Origin of the sequence: Peribacillus butanolivorans (assembly GCF_001273755.1) — a bacterium.
GTDB classification, from domain to species: domain Bacteria; phylum Bacillota; class Bacilli; order Bacillales; family DSM-1321; genus Peribacillus; species Peribacillus butanolivorans.
The window spans coordinates 1,294,935-1,310,756 of sequence record NZ_LGYA01000001.1 but is presented as its reverse complement, the minus strand read 5'-3'; the positions used below and the strand labels follow the sequence as shown (position 1 = coordinate 1,310,756).

General features: G+C 40.8%; 16 protein-coding genes. 1 reads left to right on the top strand and 15 read right to left on the bottom strand.

The annotated features are described in order from the left end of the window. Nucleotides 1-32: 32 nt before the first annotated feature. From recG to AKG34_RS06225, 5 genes are all read right to left on the bottom strand, one after another. Entirely contained in the window at nt 33-2,084 is a 2,052-nt protein-coding gene (gene recG, locus AKG34_RS06245; protein ID WP_053345286.1) for an ATP-dependent DNA helicase RecG, read from the bottom strand. After that, nucleotides 2,081-2,965 (bottom strand): L-serine ammonia-lyase, iron-sulfur-dependent, subunit alpha, encoded by an 885-nt coding sequence (gene sdaAA, locus AKG34_RS06240; RefSeq protein WP_053345285.1) that lies wholly within the window; start codon nt 2,963-2,965, stop codon nt 2,081-2,083. Before sdaAA ends, recG begins: the two co-directional genes overlap by 4 nt. A gap of 37 nt (nt 2,966-3,002) precedes the next feature. Further along, complete coding sequence (gene sdaAB / locus AKG34_RS06235; RefSeq protein WP_053345284.1) at nt 3,003-3,665, bottom strand: L-serine ammonia-lyase, iron-sulfur-dependent subunit beta; 663 nt, start codon at nt 3,663-3,665, stop codon at nt 3,003-3,005. A 218-nt stretch (nt 3,666-3,883) separates the two neighbouring features. Beyond that, the gene (locus AKG34_RS06230; protein WP_053345283.1) at nt 3,884-5,554 is read right to left on the bottom strand and encodes a DAK2 domain-containing protein; all 1,671 of its coding nucleotides are present in this window, start codon (nt 5,552-5,554) and stop codon (nt 3,884-3,886) included. Between the two features lie 19 nt (nt 5,555-5,573). Then, nucleotides 5,574-5,936 carry an Asp23/Gls24 family envelope stress response protein gene (locus tag AKG34_RS06225; protein ID WP_053345282.1) on the bottom strand — a complete coding sequence of 121 codons (363 nt, stop codon included), beginning with the start codon at nt 5,934-5,936 and terminating at the stop codon, nt 5,574-5,576. Nucleotides 5,937-6,188: 252 nt separating this feature from the next. Between AKG34_RS06225 and rpmB the strand changes: the two genes are divergently transcribed. Further along, nucleotides 6,189-6,377: a 50S ribosomal protein L28 gene (rpmB, locus tag AKG34_RS06220; RefSeq protein WP_034313767.1), complete on the top strand. Its 189-nt coding sequence runs from the start codon at nt 6,189-6,191 to the stop codon at nt 6,375-6,377. A 197-nt stretch (nt 6,378-6,574) separates the two neighbouring features. Here rpmB and spoVM read toward each other — a convergent pair whose 3' ends face one another. From spoVM to def, 10 genes are all read right to left on the bottom strand, one after another. Further along, complete coding sequence (gene spoVM / locus AKG34_RS06215) at nt 6,575-6,655, bottom strand: stage V sporulation protein SpoVM (RefSeq protein ID WP_034313769.1); 81 nt, start codon at nt 6,653-6,655, stop codon at nt 6,575-6,577. A gap of 120 nt (nt 6,656-6,775) precedes the next feature. Continuing rightward, nucleotides 6,776-7,429: a thiamine diphosphokinase gene (locus AKG34_RS06210; protein ID WP_053345281.1), complete on the bottom strand. Its 654-nt coding sequence runs from the start codon at nt 7,427-7,429 to the stop codon at nt 6,776-6,778. A 137-nt stretch (nt 7,430-7,566) separates the two neighbouring features. Next, nucleotides 7,567-8,214: a ribulose-phosphate 3-epimerase gene (gene rpe / locus AKG34_RS06205; protein ID WP_053345280.1), complete on the bottom strand. Its 648-nt coding sequence runs from the start codon at nt 8,212-8,214 to the stop codon at nt 7,567-7,569. A gap of 1 nt (nt 8,215) precedes the next feature. Continuing rightward, nucleotides 8,216-9,097 (bottom strand): ribosome small subunit-dependent GTPase A, encoded by an 882-nt coding sequence (gene rsgA, locus AKG34_RS06200; protein ID WP_053345279.1) that lies wholly within the window; start codon nt 9,095-9,097, stop codon nt 8,216-8,218. Between the two features lie 24 nt (nt 9,098-9,121). Next, the gene (pknB, locus tag AKG34_RS06195) at nt 9,122-11,146 is read right to left on the bottom strand and encodes a Stk1 family PASTA domain-containing Ser/Thr kinase (protein ID WP_053345278.1); all 2,025 of its coding nucleotides are present in this window, start codon (nt 11,144-11,146) and stop codon (nt 9,122-9,124) included. Between the two features lie 5 nt (nt 11,147-11,151). Further along, nucleotides 11,152-11,901, bottom strand: coding sequence for a Stp1/IreP family PP2C-type Ser/Thr phosphatase (locus tag AKG34_RS06190; RefSeq protein WP_053345277.1), 750 nt, complete (start codon nt 11,899-11,901; stop codon nt 11,152-11,154). Nucleotides 11,902-11,905: 4 nt separating this feature from the next. Then, nucleotides 11,906-13,000 (bottom strand): dual-specificity RNA methyltransferase RlmN, encoded by a 1,095-nt coding sequence (rlmN, locus tag AKG34_RS06185; protein WP_053345276.1) that lies wholly within the window; start codon nt 12,998-13,000, stop codon nt 11,906-11,908. Further along, a complete protein-coding gene (gene rsmB, locus AKG34_RS06180) occupies nt 13,001-14,353 on the bottom strand; it encodes a 16S rRNA (cytosine(967)-C(5))-methyltransferase RsmB (protein WP_053345275.1) in 1,353 nt (450 codons plus the stop codon). Beyond that, nucleotides 14,340-15,299: a methionyl-tRNA formyltransferase gene (gene fmt / locus AKG34_RS06175; protein WP_053345274.1), complete on the bottom strand. Its 960-nt coding sequence runs from the start codon at nt 15,297-15,299 to the stop codon at nt 14,340-14,342. Before fmt ends, rsmB begins: the two co-directional genes overlap by 14 nt. Then, nucleotides 15,296-15,781 carry a peptide deformylase gene (def, locus tag AKG34_RS06170; protein WP_053345273.1) on the bottom strand — a complete coding sequence of 162 codons (486 nt, stop codon included), beginning with the start codon at nt 15,779-15,781 and terminating at the stop codon, nt 15,296-15,298. Before def ends, fmt begins: the two co-directional genes overlap by 4 nt. Nucleotides 15,782-15,822 lie beyond the last annotated feature (41 nt).

Here is a 15,822-nt window from a genome sequence, read left to right as displayed (position 1 = left end):
CGCAATCTGTTAATGGATTTCTTTATTATTCATTAATCCAGCTTTTCTCCAGTTAATACGCCTGTTCTCTCTAAATAAGCCCTTAGAGGTGCATATTCTGGTGAATGCCAAAAGCTTTGGGAGGCAATCAATTTTGCGGCATCTGTCCTAGCAACTTCTAGGGTCCGGTAATCGTGGACCATGTCGGCTACTTTGAACTCAGGAAGCCCGCTTTGTTTTTTGCCGAAAAAGTCCCCGGGGCCTCTAAGTTCTAAATCTTTCTCTGATAGGACAAAGCCATCATTTGTCTCTGTCATGATTTTCATTCGTTCTTTGCCGACTTCTGTCTTAGGATCAGCCAGAAGAATGCAAAAAGACTGATCACTTCCCCGTCCTACTCGCCCTCGCAACTGATGGAGCTGGGATAGACCAAAGCGTTCAGCATCATAAATGACCATCACCGTTGCATTCGGGACATTTACGCCAACTTCGACAACCGTTGTCGAGACAAGAATTTGCACTTCATTGGAACTAAATTGCTGCATTACTTCGTCTTTTTCATCCGCTGGCAAACGCCCATGCATAAGCCCTACTTTATAACGGTTCGCAAAGTACTGTGTCATCATTGCATGAACATCAAGAACATTTTGTAAAGAATCAAGCTTTTCCGACTCCTCAATTAAAGGACAAATGACGTATGCCTGTCTACCCTGCTTAAGTTCCTTTTCCACAAAAGTTAAAATCCGATCAAGCATTTGGTGCTTCGCCCAATACGTTTCAATAGCTTTGCGTCCAGCAGGCATTTCGTCAATGGTCGAAGCGTCCATCTCTCCAAACACAGTAATCGCAAGCGTACGCGGAATTGGTGTTGCCGTCATAAATAGAACATCTGGATTTTCGCCTTTTTCACGAAGGATACGACGCTGCTCCACCCCGAAACGATGTTGTTCATCGGTTATGACAAGACCGAGATTCCTAAAATTCACTTCATCCTGGATTAATGCATGGGTTCCTATCAAAAGGTCTAGTTCCCCTGATTCAAGATTCTGTAATAGTTCTCTGCGCTTCTTGCCTTTCACCGAACTCGTCAACAAGGCTACCTTTACTCCGATGGGTTCTAGCATTGCCTTCAATGATTGAGTGTGCTGCTCAGCCAAAATTTCAGTTGGGACCATAAGTGCGCCTTGGAAACCAGCTGAAATCGTTGCATTTAGGCAAACCGCGGCAACCACCGTTTTTCCTGACCCAACATCCCCTTGAAGCAAACGGTTCATCCGGTAAGGAGATTTCATGTCATTTAAAATTTCTTCGACGACCCTATTTTGAGCGTTTGTTAAAGGAAAAGGTAGGGTTTTTATGAATGTATTCACTTGCTCTCCCTCAATGTCCTGGCCAGTTCCTTTTGACTGCTCACGCTGTATTTTACGAAGCGCCTGCATTTTCAATTGAAAGAATAAAAATTCTTCATACACAAAACGGCGTCGGGCCTGTTTGACATCATTCACCGATATAGGAAAATGCATCATGCGAAGAGCTTCTTTACGCGGCATCAGTTTGTATGTGGCCAACAGTTGTGGTGGCAAATTTTCTTCAATCATGGCCCCATATTGAGAAAAAGCATTGGCGATAAAGCGACGCATCCCTTTTACAGTAATAGTTCCTTTTACTGAATACACGGGTTCGAACTCTTTTTCCCGACTATGGTCCCCGACATGACATTCGGAACCAGTAATGGTTTGGCGATGTCGGTCCCACTTTCCAGTCACCGTGACGGTTTCGCCAATCGTAAGCTTCGGTTTCAGATAAGGTTGATTAAAAAAAATGACATTTATCAAATATCTGCCTGTAAGTAATTTGATCGTCAGTCTGGATTTTTTCTTCCCAAAGTAACCTAAAGTCGGGACCGTATGAATCTTCCCTTCTACAGTAACCCTCTCATCATGTTCAACCGTTTCTAAATCTCTCAATCGGTAATCTTCATAGCGATAGGGAAGATGTTCAAGGAGATCTACGACGGTATGGATCTCCATTTCCTGCAAGGCCGCAGCCGTTTCACCCCCAATACCTTTAACTGCTGTTATGGGTTCCTGTAAAGCAACGTTCACTTTTTATTTAGCGGCAAGCCAAAGATCTTTGCTTCCAACTCCCGTCCAGTCGGTGTAGCCGCTAAACCTCCTTGTGCTGTTTCTCTCAGAGCTGACGGCATCGTTTGTCCGATTTTGTACATCGCATCGATGACTTCATCACACGGTATCCGGCTTGTAATCCCTGCTAACGCCATATCAGCGGCAACCATTGCATTTGCTGCACCCATTGCATTTCGCTTCACACACGGTACTTCCACGAGCCCAGCAACCGGGTCGCACACAAGACCCAGCATATTCTTTAGAGTAATTGCCATCGCTTCTGCACTTTGTGCTGGCGTCCCTCCCGCCAATTCAACGATAGCTGCAGCCGCCATACCCGAAGCCGAGCCGACTTCCGCCTGACAGCCTCCTGCCGCTCCAGAGATGGATGCGTTATTCGCTACAACAAAACCAAACGCACCTGCTGTAAATAAAAACTCAATTTTCTGTTCCCGATTCGGTTTTAATTTATTTTGCAAAGCAAAAAGGGTGCCAGGTACCACACCAGCAGAACCTGCAGTGGGTGTTGCACAGATAGTCCCCATAGCTGCGTTCACTTCGTTTGTTGCCACAGCTTTGCTGACCGCATCCAACAACAGTTCACCTGATAAAGCATTTCCAGATTTAATGTAATTCTGAAGAAGAACTGCATCTCCACCTGTAAGGCCTGAAACAGAACGTACACCTTGCAGTCCCTTTTCAACAGCCTGTTCCATCACATCCAAGTTAACTCCCATTTGATCGATAATTTGATCACGGCTTTTACCCGTTACTTCCATTTCCTGTTCAATCATGAGAGTTGATATTTTTTTCTGCTTTGATTCTGCTAATTCTACTAATTCCGCTACATTTCGAAACATATTATCTTCTCCTTCCTAAGTGGAAACGATTGCCCTATTAATCGACAATCCTTGCCACTTGTGTAATGTTAGGGAGTGCTGCAATTTCATCGATGACAAGGTCTTCTAGATTATGATCCACTTCTATGGTCATCAAAGCCATCTTCCCTTTCTCTTTGCGGGACACTTCCATCTGGCCAATATTAATTTGATGCTTAGCTAAAATGTTTGAAACATTGGCAATTGCACCAAAGCGGTCATCATGAACAACCAGTATTGCAGGGTTATGGCCAGAAAGCCTCAATTTAAACCCATTCAATTCGATAATCTCGATCTTACCCCCTCCAATCGATATTCCGACAAGCTCAAGCTCACCATCATCATCTCCCACCGTTATTTTCGCAGTATTAGGATGTTCCGGGACGGCTTCTTCTTCCCGAAAAGTAATTTTCATTTTCTTTTTACGAGCTATTTCAAGAGATTCTTTGATTCTCTCGTCAAATGTATCAAAATCAAGCAGGCCTCCTACAATGGCTACATCTGTTCCATGACCTTTATAGGTTTGGGCAAATGAACCATAAAAGGAAATATGGGCCCATTTTGGTTCTCTGTTGAATAAATTCCTGGCTACCCTACCGATTCTTGCAGCTCCTGCTGTATGAGAGCTAGAAGGACCAATCATTACTGGGCCTATGATATCAAATACACTTCTAAATTTCATGATCTACTCCTCCTTCTTTATAACTGAACTCAAAGGAACACGCTGGGAGTTATTTATATAGTACCCAAATTTACAGTCGCTCCATCAAAGCTGTTTTTTATCCTTAATATCGCAAAAATAAACTGCATAGCCTAATGACATATGCAGTTTATTGCCTTTTATTCTTACAGTATCATAACAAAGCGACGGATCAGTCCCTTATTTTAATGATGCCTTAATTATTCAATTGAAAAAATGAAAGAATATAACGGTTGTTTTCCGTTATGGACTTCAACTTCAACATCTTCAAAATTATCATTACAAAATGCAACAAGGTCCTCTACTTCTTCTTTAGTTGCATCATCTCCATATAAAATGGTCAGGATTTCGGAATCTTCATTGATCATCTCAGAAAGAAGGTCCTTTGCTGCCTGAGATTTGTCTTTATCTTTCACTTTGATGGTTCCTTCATCGATTCCCATGAAGTCTCCGGTCTTGATTGTAAGGCCATCAATGTTCGTATCCCGGACAGCATAAGTAATCTGACCCGTTTTCACATGTGAAAGGGCTTCAATCATCGCCTTTTTATTCTCAGAAGCATCTTGTGATGGATTAAAAGCCAACAATGCAGCCATGCCCTGTGGCACTGTCTTCGTAGGAATAACAGTCACATAATCTCCCAGAACATCTGCAGCTTGATTGGCAGCCATAATAATATTTTTATTATTAGGTAAGATGATGACATGTTCGGCATGCGCCTCTTCGACTGCTTTTACAATGTCTTCTGTGCTAGGGTTCATCGTTTGTCCGCCTTCAATAACCGATTTAGCACCGATGCTTTTGAATAGCTCGCTGATACCTGTGCCCATAGCTACCGACACAACACCGTATTTTTCTTTCGATTTTGGCTTCGTTTGAAGCGACGCATTTGTTTCACCAACAATCGCTGTATGCTGTTCGCGCATATTATCGATTTTCATCTTGATTAAACTACCATATTGCTGTCCATAATTAAGACAGTTACCAGGCTGTTCTGAGTGAATATGTACTTTTACAACTTCATCATCAGAGATGACTAATAATGAATCTCCGTATTCACTTAAATCGTTGCGGAACTTTTCTTCATCAAACGATTTGTTAGCCAGCTTGTCACTTTCCAATCGGACCATGAATTCTGTGCAATAGCCAAACACGATATCTTCAGTGTTCATATGTCCTTGTACGTTCATGTGATGCTCGGCACTGACCAAATCATCCATGCTTGGACCGTTTGCTGATCGGACAGGAAGAGCTTCACCTTTCAATACAGCAAGGAAGCCTTCATACACGAAAACCAACCCTTGTCCGCCACTGTCAACAACTCCCACTTCTTTTAATACAGGAAGAAGATCAGGTGTGCGTTTTAGTGAAGCATTTGCCTCAGTTACGATTTCCTCCATTACCTGAATAAGGTCCTGGTGCTTAGCTGCTGATGAAACCGCTTGCTTGGCAGCATCTTTCGCAACCGTTAAAATGGTACCTTCAACAGGCTTCATAACGGCTTTATACGCTGTCTGAACACCTGCATCAAAAGCTTGGGCAAATTCTTCACTATTAATTTCCGATTTATGTTCAATCGCTTTAGCAAAACCTCGGAAAAGTTGTGAAAGGATAACCCCAGAATTACCGCGTGCACCCATTAATAGGCCTCTTGAAAGAGAAGTACCCACTTTCCCGATATGTTCCTGCACATTATTTTGTACTTCCTTCGCTCCGGAAGTCATTGATAAATTCATATTTGTTCCAGTATCACCATCCGGAACAGGAAAAACATTCAATGCATCAACCATTTGGGCATTAGCTGCTAAATGATTGGCTCCTTGAATGATCATTTCTGCAAAGCGCATTCCGTCTAAACTTGTAATTGACACAAAACTTTCCTCCTATTGCTTAAGGGTTCGTCACACGAACTCCCTGTACAAAAATGTTAACGGATTCAACAGCTAATCCGACAGTTTTGTCCAGAGTATATTTTACCTTTGATTGCACATTATGCGCAACCTCCGAGATTTTAGTTCCATAACTCACGATAATATACATATCGATATGAACTTCTTCCTCTACTTGACGCACTATTACACCCTTTGTAAAGTTTTCTTTTCTTAAAATTTCGGCAATGCCGTCTTTAAATTGTTTTTTGGAAGCCATTCCTATAATTCCGTAGCAATCCACAGCTGCGCCGCCGGCTACAGTAGCGATCACATCATTAGAGATATCAATTTGTCCATATTTTGTTTGTAATTCGATAGACATTTTCTTTTCCCTCCCAAAAATCAAATCAACTAAAGACATTTTACTATAATGTCTATTGTTTTAAAAGTAAATGTCTTACGGTTCTTATTATAATTCAATTTTAAAGTATGTATGTCAAGGTTTTTTTCTTGAAAGTAATTAACTGAAGTATTGCATTCTCACGGTAGGTATGATAAATTATTAAAGTATTTTACAAAGACTTAAGACGACTTTGAAAAACTTAAGCTTGTTGTAGTTAGGAGGGAATTTAACATGGCACGTAAATGTGTAATCACTGGAAGAAGAACTCGTTCTGGTAACAGCCGCTCTCACGCAATGAACGCTAGCAAGCGTACATGGGGCGCTAACCTTCAAAAAGTACGTATTTTAGTTGACGGTAAACCTAAACGTGTATACGTTTCTGCAAGAGCTCTTAAATCGGGCAAAGTAGAACGCGTATAATGTTACGGCATCCTCTCAGGATGCCTTTTTATTTGAAATGGCTGCATTTTTAATGGGTATGCTTTATTTGATCTGGCCTAGTCCTCATTCAATAAAGTCATCACCCATTAATGGCTTGCCTATTCTTTTCATTGTCCTCTAATAATTCCGAAAAAATAACACCCCCCTTAAATAGAGAGGTGTTATGGAGATAAGTATCAGCCTTTTTTAAACGCTCCGAGCATAGCCCTTACCAAACTGCCCAGAACTTTTGGCAATTTAATCGTATAAAATTTCATCATGCCCCTCCTCTTTGCATCCCACAAATAAGATGAAGTGGAATTTTTTCTATTACAACATAAGCTTTTAAGCGGATATAGGATGATCGTATATATCCGAATCTGCTCTAAGCATGAATTTTAATCACTGCTTCTTATCACCATTAATATGCCTTCCTCAAATGAAACATTCCCACAATCAGAAATTAGTTCATTGCTAATGCAGAGTGTCGACCCTATCTCTAGCCTTGCGTCAATTAGCGGATATTTGAAGCCTGAGAGTGTAATGCCAGTGATTTCTGCTGTAACAGGGAGTAGAGACACATACTTCTTGTCTTTCAATGCAGTGACCTTATAAGAGCCCGGTGTCTTTACTGAAAATATATTTTGTTTATCAACTATGTACATATCTATTTCCTTATGAACAGGAAGGATGCTTTCTTTCTGAAGTAACTGGATATTACCAAGAAAATGATCCAATCTCCCTCCTGTAGCACCCAATATATGAATTTCACTTGGTTTTTGTTCTACAGCCCATTTAAAAGCAATTTCTAGATCCGTTTCATCCTTCTCAGAAGGATATAGATTGATATGTTCCAGTCTTTGATTAATATTCATATATTCATCTTCTGAAACTGAATCAAAATCGCCGAATACGAACCTAGGCTCTATATCATTTTCAAGCAGCGCCCATACTCCCCTATCGACTCCAACCCATAAATCTGTCATCTCTTTATATCCTGTTAAATCCGGCCACAAATACTCAGGGCCCCCAGCCATTATACTAATAATCATGAAATCATCCTTCTTCATAAAATATTCTTATCACTCATATCGTTACAGAAACATCGTTTTTATTTATTAGCACATACTTTCTGTGTAAAAAAAGCCGATCACTATCATACGAATATGATAATGTCGGCTTTTTTCTTTTAGTTTCCACGAATCCTTTGAATAGCTGCATGGCGATCTTTTTGATTATATATGGCAGATCCGGCCACAAGCACGGTTGCTCCTTGCTCGATACAAAGTTTAGCCGTTTCTTCATTTACTCCGCCATCAATCTCAATTTCAAGCTTTGGATTATATTTGTCTGCCATCGCCTTCACTTCAGCAATTTTCGGTAGTACGGATGCGATGAACTTTTGCCCGCCAAACCCCGGGTTAACAGTCATTAACAACACCATGTCAATATCTTCGATGATAGGCTGAATTAAGGAAGCCGGCGTAGCCGGATTAAGCACAACGCCTGCATTCACACCAAAAGATTTAATTAACTGAATCGTGCGATGCAAATGCGTGCATGCCTCAACATGTACAGTTATATAATCAGCTCCCGCTTTCGCGAATGCTTCGATATAACGATCAGGGTGTTCAATCATCAAATGTACGTCAAGCGGAAGCCTTGTCACCGGTCGGATAGCATCGACAATTAATGAGCCTATCGTAATATTGGGCACGAAATGACCATCCATGACATCCACATGGATAAAGTCCGCACCGCCCCTTTCCACATCCAGAATCTCTTCTCCAAGTTTAGCAAAATCAGCTGATAAAATAGATGGTGCAATTTTAACCATTCTAATACCTCGGCTTTCTATCTCTAATTTCCTCTAAAAACTGCATATAGTGCTCATAACGATACCGTGGAATCTCCCCTGTATCAACCGCTTCCTTCACAGCACACTTCGGCTCTTTGTCATGCAAGCAAGCCCGGAATTTACAGTCTTCTCCATGCTTATGCATTTCTGGGAAGCAATAGGATAAGCGTTCAGCTTCCATTTCCATAAATTCAAGTGAACTAAATCCAGGTGTATCCGCAACAAGTCCAGAACCAATATGAATCAATTCCACATGACGAGTGGTGTGCTTTCCACGTCCTAAGTGGGACGATATATCATCTGTCTTTAAAGCTAATTCAGGATTGATTGCATTCAGCAATGAAGATTTCCCAACCCCTGACTGACCGGCAAATACACTTGTTTTTCCTTCTATATAAGGAACAAGCTCTTCAATACCACCAGTGGAAACTGAAGAAGTCTCCAGCACTGTATAGCCCAACTTCTGATAGTCTTTGATATACTGAGACAATTTCTCTTGGCTCTCAGCAGTCACTAAGTCCATCTTCGTTACAACGATAATGGGTTCGATTTCGTTATCTTCAATAAGAACGAGAAATCTATCAAGCAAGGCTGGGCTGAAATCAGGTTCAACGGCCGAAAACACAAGAATGGCTTGATCTACATTTGATATCTGAGGACGAATCAATTCATTCTTACGTGGCTTTATTTCGGTTACAGTCCCATCTGTTTTATTATCCGCCTGATAAACCACATAATCACCAACAAGAGGTGTTACCTTATTTTTCCGGAATACTCCACGGCCTCGGCATTGAAAAACCTCTTCTCCATCAAGAACATAATAAAATCCACTTAATGCTTTAATAATTTTTCCTTCGGGCATAGCCACACTCCTAATTTAATATATTTAATTTGGATAAGAGACGGATTCGTCGATAATGACCTGATTGTCCCGCATGACTTTATATCCGGCTTTCTTATCTGGAGATACCATTAGATCAATCTTTCGTTTTACCGTTTCTACGATAAAAAATGATTCTTGAGGCTCCGTCATGCTATTGTTGATATCTTCAATGAAAATTTGGATCTCTTGCGCTTTGCCTGGCTCTACTGGATCATACTCAATCGTAATTTCCTCTGTTACCTTTTTTGGAGGGATTTCTTCTTTCCCTTTTGAAAGGACTACTTTCACCGTACTACCTTGTTCGACTCTAGTAGCCGGTTCAGGTGACTGAGATATGACAAGCCCCTCTGCAATGGAATCATTATAGACTTTATCTTCCACCTCAATCTTTATTCCACTGTCATTAGAGTAATCATTTAGGCCAGCTTCATTGAAACCAGTTAGGTTCTTTAAGCTTAATCGATCTGCACCTTTACTAATGGTAAACTCTAGTTCCGTATCGGATGGTACGATTTCGGTACCTCCCGAAGGAGTTTGTTTTATTATCGTACCTGCTGCACTGTCATCATACTCTTCGGTCACGACAATGTCCTTGAACCCCATTTTTTCAAGGAAGGATTCGACATCTGAATACTTTCTGCCTTCATAGCTAGACAACGAAATCGTTTCTTTACCAATACTCTGGTAAATATCAATTTTCGCACCTACCTTGACCGTCTTGCCTTGCTTAGGGTTCGTTTTAATCACTAGGTCTTTTTCGACCTCTTCATCTTCAATCTCAATCGTATTTCCAACAACCAGTTTCAAATTAACCAATTCAGTAATAGCATCATCCAACTCTTTCCCTTTAAGATCAGGGATGGTAACTTCCTTCGAATCAAGCATCGTCGGTGCAAGAGTTATAAATAAAACAGCAAAAAGGGCAAGAACTAAAAAGATGGTAACTAAAATGGTAGACAATTTTTTTCGTTTTTTATCTTTTTGTTTTGACTTTGTTTTTTGTTTTTTCTGTTTCTTCTGTTTCTTTTTTGTTTTAGTGTCCGCTTCTGACTCACTATCCTCATCATCCACATAGACTAGAGTGTTTTTTTCCGGGCCCCTTACTATTGTCTCATCAATACTTGAAAGTTGATCATCCGTGATGATTGGTATGGCCTTTGTTGCATCATGATCTTCAGGAATAGCAAAAGGAGATTCATTTAAACGCTCTGGATTAAGCGACGTTCGAATATCATCTTCCATTGAATCTACACTTTCATAGCGGTAATATGAATCTTTTGCTGTCGCTTTTAAGATAATATTTTCCACACTTTGTGGTATTTCAGAGTTCCAGCGTTTTGGCGAAGGAGTTTCTGATTGTAAATGTTTAAGAGCTATCGAAACGGCAGATTCACCTGAAAAGGGTAATCTCCCCGTTAGCAATTCAAACATGACGATACCAAGTGAATAAATATCAGATTTCTTATTGGCCATTCCGCCTCTAGCCTGTTCTGGAGATAAATAATGAACAGAGCCTAAGACTGCGTTCGTCTGAGTTATATTCGTTGCACTTAGAGCCAATGCAATACCAAAGTCCGTAATTTTGACGGTTCCTTCTTTATCAATCAAAATATTCTGTGGCTTGATGTCCCGATGGATAATCCCGTTATGATGGGCATGGGAAATCGCTGCCGTAATTTGCTTCATGATATCCAAGGCTTTTTCAACAGGAATCGGATAATATTTTTGTATGTATTGCTTTAGTGTAAAACCGGCCACATATTCCATGACAATATAATAGATAGCATCTTCTTCACCAACATCATAAATACTTACAATATTCGGATGAGCTAGACTTGTTGCTGATTGTGCTTCACGATTAAAACGCTTGATGAACTCCTCGTCATTATTAAAATCCATACGAAGGATTTTCAACGCTACATCACGGTCCAAAATCATATCCCTTGCAAGGTAAACATTCGCCATACCGCCGCCACCGACCATCTCGATCAGTTTATAACGGCCGTTGATTCTTCTACCAATCAACATTGAGTTCACCTGCTTTCGCTTTCATCGATAAATTGAACAAGCACAAGGGTGATATTATCTTCTCCACCATAGTGATTGGCCTTATCTATTAACGAATTCGCCTTTTCTTCAAGTGGTTGCTCATTGGTAACTGTTTCTTCAAGTTCCTGTTCACTCACTTTATTCGTTAAACCGTCCGAGCAAAGCAAAAGTAAATCACTTTCTTCAAAAATGACCGTCGTAATGTCCATTTCCACTTGCATTTCTGTACCTAAGGCTCGTAATAAAACATTTTTCCGTGGATGATTCTCGGCGTCTTCCTTAGAAATCTGGCCTGAACGGACTAATTCATTAACAAGCGAATGATCTTCAGTGACCTGCTTAAAACCACTTTCATTATACAAATAACATCGGCTGTCCCCGATGTTGGCAATAGTTGAAAATTTATCAGTACAAATGGCTGCAACAATGGTTGTCCCCATGCCCTTGCATTCTGTATTCGCCTCGGCATGTTCAAAAAGCAATTGATTAACCAAGAAAATTTTCTTTCTCAGCCAATCCTCTGCATCATTTGCTGTATCAATCCCGTTGGATTCCTCCCAGCCCTTTTTCAAAAGGTCGATCGTCATTGCACTTGCTACATCTCCGGCTCGGTGGCCGCCCATGCCATCTGCAACGATGGCAAGGCGAACGCCTTCCGAATTCTTAAAGATTCCGCCATTATCTTCATTATGCTGGCGGACTTTTCCACGGTCAGTTTTAAATATTGCCCTCATAGGGTCACCTCGTCTCTTCTTTGCGCTCCTTGGCCCGAAGCTGGCCGCAGGCTGCATCAATATCACTGCCTTGTTCCCTTCGGATCGTTACATTAATACCACGCTTTTTCAATGTTTTTTCAAACTCAAAAATTTGGTCCCGAGGTGTACGTACATAGTCGCGTTCCGGTACATAGTTAACCGGAATTAAGTTGACATGGCATTTAATGTCTTTTATTAAATCGGCTAATTCTTCGGCGTGTTTCACAGAATCATTTTCGCCTCCGAATAGACCATATTCAAAACTGACCCGGCGCCCTGTTTTTTCTGTATAGTATTTGATGGCTTCAATCAAGTCTGGCAGTTTATAGGCCTTGTTGATTGGCATCAATTTACTTCTCAATTCTGTATTAGGGGCATGAAGGGAAACCGCAAAATTGATTTGCATGCTCTCTTCAGCAAACTTATAAATTTTTGGAATGATACCACTTGTTGAAACGGTAATATGACGTGCTCCAATGTTTAAGCCTTTTTCATGATTTATATTTTTCAAGAAAGACATCATATTATCATAGTTATCAAACGGTTCACCGATTCCCATGATTACGACTGAGCTAACGCGTTCTTCCACTTCATCAAGTGCCTGTTGTACCTTAACGACCTGGGCAACGATTTCTCCTGATTCAAGGTTTCGTTTTAAGCCGCCAAGAGTTGATGCACAGAATGTACAACCAATCCTACAACCCACCTGTGTTGTAACACAGATAGAGTTTCCATATTCATGGCGCATTAATACCGTTTCAATCGAATATCCATCATGCAGTTCAAATAAAAACTTCATGGTCCCGTCATTTGACGTTTGCTGAATCAATGTTTTTAATGTAGTGAATGTGAACTGTTCTTCTAGTTTATCGCGTAAAGATTTCGAAAGGTTGGACATATCTTCAAAACTAGAAATACGCTTTTTGTAAAGCCAGTCATAAATTTGATCTGCACGGAATGCCTTCTCGCCGTTTTCAACCAGCCATTCTTTAATTTGGTGAAGCTCAAATGAATAAATCGATGGTTTTTCTGGTGTTGTGTCTTTTTTTACTCTTGATGATTTAGTAATCTCTGCCATTTACAGCACCTTCTTTCTAAAACTCGCAATAAAGAATCCATCACTGCTAAAATATTGCGGGAACACTTGCAACGTATGGCCTTCAATAAATGGCTGAACACTTTCAGGCATTCTTGTGGCCAATGTCGTATCACTTTCAAAATCCGGATGGTTTTCCAAAAATGCTGCAGCAACTTTATCATTTTCTTCTTTATCCACCGTACATGTACTATATACTAACCGTCCGCCTTGTTTTACTAGCGGGGCAGCTGATTCCAATAACTGTTTTTGTATACTTGAGAGTTTCATTATATCATCTTTTGTTTTTGTGTACTTTACATCCGGCTTCCGGCGCATAACACCTAATCCTGAACATGGTGCATCTATAAGAATCCGGTCAAACCCTTCTTTATTAAAGTGTTCTTGGACGTTTCTGCTATCAAGGGCCATTGTCTTAATGTTGTTTCTTAGCTTTAGCCGCTCTGCCTGCTCTTTGATGAGTTTAACCTTATGCTCATGAAGATCAAGGGCATATACTTGTCCTGTGGTTAAGCCTTCTGCGATATGAGTTGTCTTACCTCCTGGTGCAGCACAGCAATCGAGAACAGCATCATTCTCATTGGCTCCTAACGCATGAGCGACTAGCATCGAACTTTCGTCTTGAATCGATAGATACCCCAATTTATAGCTTTCTGAATGAGCAAGATTTCCCTTATAGCTAACAATTGCCTCTCGAACAACATCACTTGCTTCAACATCATAGCCTTCTTCTGTCAAAACGCTGATTAGTTCACTGCGAGAAATCTGCTTTAAATTAACCCTTCCCGTCTGCAGTGGAGCAGTTAAGTTAATTTCACACATTTCCTTGGTTTTCTCATAGCCAAATTGCTCTACCCAACGCTTGACTAGCCAAGCAGGATGGCTTACCTCGATTGAGAGGCGCTCAAGCTCATCTTTGATATCATCAAGAGGAGCTACACCATTTCTTTGAATATTACGAAGCACACCATTGACCATTGAAGACGTTCCCTTATGGCCACGCTTTTTCGAGATTTCGACAGCTTCAAAAATAATCGCGTGATCTGGTACTTTATCTAAATAAATCATTTGATAAACGGAGAGCCTAAGTAGGTTGATGACCCAGCTTAGCGTTTTTTTCGGTTGCTTAATAAATGGCTTCAAATAGTAATCCAAAGTCATTTTCCGCTGAATCGTACCGTAGCTTATTTCTGTTAGCAAACCACTATCCACACCGGATAACTGGTGCTTTTTAATCAAGTTGTTAAGTAAAAGGTTGCTGTAGGATTGGTTTTTTTCTACAGATTCCAAAATATCGAGAGCAATTTCACGTACTCCCTTTTTAGTTTGCTTCATTCTGTTCTCCTAACTTCATGCCTGCTTTAATGAACGACCCGGCTCCGCGCAAGTAATCTTTCGCCGGCATTTTTTTCTTTCCTGAAGGCTGCAGTTCCGTAACTAGTATAGCCGTCTCATTGCCTGTCGAAACGACGAAACCATCGTTACGTACATCAATAATCGTCCCCGGCACTGCCTGATTGTTATGTTCAAGCTTGTTTGCCTGCCAAATTTTTAAAATGGATTCATTTAAGAGTGTGTAGGCAACAGGCCATGGATTCAGGCCACGTACATGGTTATAAATGTCTTCCCCTGTTTTCGACCAGTCGATTTTTTCCTCCGACCGCCTAATGTTAGGTGCGAAAGTTGCTTTATCTTCTTCTTGCTTAATCGCATTTAACCCATCATTTATAAGCTTTGGCAATGTTTCTGCAAGTAAATCAGAACCGACCTTGCTTAATTTATCATGTAGAGTGCCGACATTGTCTTCTTCTTCTATGGTAACTTCTGCCTGTGTTAATATATCCCCAGCATCCAGTTTCTCGGCCATATACATGATAGTTATTCCTGTCTTTTCTTTCCCCTGTAATATGGAATAATGGATAGGTGCTCCTCCACGTAGTTCAGGAAGCAGGGAAGCATGTACATTAATACATCCGTATTTTGGAGCTTCCAACAATTCATTCGGTAGAATTTGTCCGAAAGCAGCCGTCACCACTAAGTCAGGTTTCAATGCAATGATTTTTTCTAGATCTTCTTTTTCACGGATTTTTTCGGGTTGATAAACGGGAATTCCCTGCTTTTCAGCCTCAACCTTAACAGGCGGAGGTGTTAGCACCTTTTTGCGACCCACTGGACGGTCAGGCTGTGTAACAACCGCAATCACGTCATAACCTTCGTCAAGGATTCTTTTAAGTACCGGTACTGAAAAGTCCGGAGTTCCCATAAAAATAATTTTTGTCATTCTTCTTCAAACCTTTCTAACTCTTCTTCCGTAATATAGCGTGAAACCTTACTTGTAAATAACACTCCCTGCAAATGATCTATTTCGTGCTGGAGAGCTCTAGCCAGGAAATCCTCCGCTTCTATTTCGAAAAAGGATCCTTTTCGGTCCTGTGCCCGCACCTTGACGCGGTATGGGCGTGATACTTCCCCGTATATACTTGGAAAACTCAAACAGCCTTCAACGGCTGTCTGTTCGCCTTCCACTTCTAGCACTTCTGGATTAATCAGTTCGATTACACCAGATCCTTCATCTATTTCAACGACCGCGACTTGCTTTTTCACGCCAACCTGAGGTGCAGCAAGGCCAACGCCATCAGCTTCAACCATCGTTTCGTACATGTTATTTAACAGCTTAGCCAATTTTTTATCAAAACTTGTTATTTTATCGCATTTTTGTTGTAAAATTTTTTCAGGAAACAAGACAATCGGTAAAATAGCCAAAATTAAAGGTACCCTCCTAAATATAAAAACCAAAACTTCAC

What these genes read in the sequence shown, in the direction of transcription:
- spoVM (WP_034313769.1), bottom strand. Translation starts at nt 6,655, where the DNA reads ATGAAATTTTATACGATTAAATTGCCAAAAGTTCTGGGCAGTTTGGTA.
- AKG34_RS06190 (WP_053345277.1), bottom strand. Translation starts at nt 11,901, where the DNA reads ATGAGGGCAATATTTAAAACTGACCGTGGAAAAGTCCGCCAGCATAAT.
- rlmN (WP_053345276.1), bottom strand. Translation starts at nt 13,000, where the DNA reads ATGGCAGAGATTACTAAATCATCAAGAGTAAAAAAAGACACAACACCA.
- sdaAA (WP_053345285.1), bottom strand. Translation starts at nt 2,965, where the DNA reads ATGTTTCGAAATGTAGCGGAATTAGTAGAATTAGCAGAATCAAAGCAG.
- pknB (WP_053345278.1), bottom strand. Translation starts at nt 11,146, where the DNA reads ATGTTGATTGGTAGAAGAATCAACGGCCGTTATAAACTGATCGAGATG.
- sdaAB (WP_053345284.1), bottom strand. Translation starts at nt 3,665, where the DNA reads ATGAAATTTAGAAGTGTATTTGATATCATAGGCCCAGTAATGATTGGT.
- AKG34_RS06225 (WP_053345282.1), bottom strand. Translation starts at nt 5,936, where the DNA reads ATGTCTATCGAATTACAAACAAAATATGGACAAATTGATATCTCTAAT.
- fmt (WP_053345274.1), bottom strand. Translation starts at nt 15,299, where the DNA reads ATGACAAAAATTATTTTTATGGGAACTCCGGACTTTTCAGTACCGGTA.
- rpmB (WP_034313767.1), top strand. Translation starts at nt 6,189, where the DNA reads ATGGCACGTAAATGTGTAATCACTGGAAGAAGAACTCGTTCTGGTAAC.
- AKG34_RS06210 (WP_053345281.1), bottom strand. Translation starts at nt 7,429, where the DNA reads ATGATTATTAGTATAATGGCTGGGGGCCCTGAGTATTTGTGGCCGGAT.
- rsgA (WP_053345279.1), bottom strand. Translation starts at nt 9,097, where the DNA reads ATGCCCGAAGGAAAAATTATTAAAGCATTAAGTGGATTTTATTATGTT.
- rpe (WP_053345280.1), bottom strand. Translation starts at nt 8,214, where the DNA reads ATGGTTAAAATTGCACCATCTATTTTATCAGCTGATTTTGCTAAACTT.
- rsmB (WP_053345275.1), bottom strand. Translation starts at nt 14,353, where the DNA reads ATGAAGCAAACTAAAAAGGGAGTACGTGAAATTGCTCTCGATATTTTG.